This is a genomic window from Rhodoferax sp. ZS1R8 (genome assembly GCF_056521325.1).
On record NZ_JBWMBA010000100.1, the window covers coordinates 1 to 1,290 of the forward strand.

General features: G+C 61.5%; 1 protein-coding gene. It reads right to left on the reverse strand.

All coding sequences use genetic code 11. The annotated features are described in order from the left end of the window. Positions 1 to 1,290: prolyl oligopeptidase family serine peptidase (locus AC097P_RS24120; RefSeq protein WP_479612958.1), on the reverse strand; the 1,290-nt coding region annotated here is incomplete at both ends.

The following is a 1,290-nucleotide window of genomic DNA, read 5'->3' on the forward strand; positions in this document are numbered from 1 at the left end:
CAGCAGCTGGTGGTAACGCCGCATGTCCAGCAGGGGCACGCTGCTGAGCACAGCGCCAAACAGCTCGGGGCGCTGCACCATGACCGCGCCGACCAGCAGCCCGCCATTGCTGCCGCCAAAGATGCCCAGGTGTTTTGCGCTGGTGACTTTGCGCGCAATCAGGTCTTCGGCCACGGCGGCAAAGTCGTCATAGCTGCGCTGCTTGTTGGCCTTGGTCGCACTGGTGTGCCAAGTGGGGCCAAACTCGCCACCACCGCGGATGTTGGCCACCACCAGCACACCGCCCTTGGCATGCCAGGCGACACCGTATTCGCCGCTGTAGCGGGGCAGCTCGGACACTTGATAGCCACCATAACCGTACAGGACGGTGGGATTGGTACCGTCGGCCTTGACACCCTTGGGCCACACCACAAAGTAGGGGATCTTGGTGCCGTCTTTGCTGGTCGCAAATTGCTGCTCGGCGCGCATGCCGTCGGCGTTATAAAAGCGCGGGCGGCTTTTTAGCAATTCACGCTGGTCGCTGCCGACTTGGCCTAGGTAGAGGCTGTCGGGTGTCAAAAAGTCAGCGTAGTTTAGAAAGTAACTATTGGCCAGCGGATCTTTGTCTACATGCGGGTCGTGCAGACTGCCCACGCTCAGCGTGCCGGGGAACGGCGCATCCACCGCACGGCGCACCCATTGGCCCTTTTGGTAGCTGATTTCTTCCACACGGCCCGCTACGTTGTCCAGAATGCTGAGCAGCACATGGTCACGTGTCAGGCTGATGCCGCCGCGCGCTATCGACCGGGTGGCGGTGGGCTCAAACAACACGTCGAAATTCCGGTCGCCCTGCACCCACGCGTCGAATTTGATGCCCAGCAGCGCACCCGCCTTGTAGGTCTTGGCACCCACGGTGTAGTCGCTGCGCAGTTGTAAGAATGCCCAATCGCGCTGCCACAGCAGCATGGCGTCAGAAGGCTTGTCCAGACGTTTGAGCGTGGTGCCTTGCAACAAAAATGTTTCGCTATTGAAGAAGTCCGTGGCGCGCCCCAACACTACGCGCTCAAAGCCGGGTGTGCGGTCCACCGTGGCACTGGCTGACACATCACTCATCTGCGCCTCAAACACGGTGCGCGCATCGACCAGCGGTGTGCCGCGCCTCCACTCCTTGACGATGCGGGCGTATCCGCTCTTGGTCATGGTGCCGGGGCCAAAGTCGGTGGCCACCAGTATGGTGTTGGCGTCCACCCAGTCAACCTGGGACTTGGCCTCGGGCAGTGCAAAACCCTCTTTGGCGACGAAGCTGCGCGT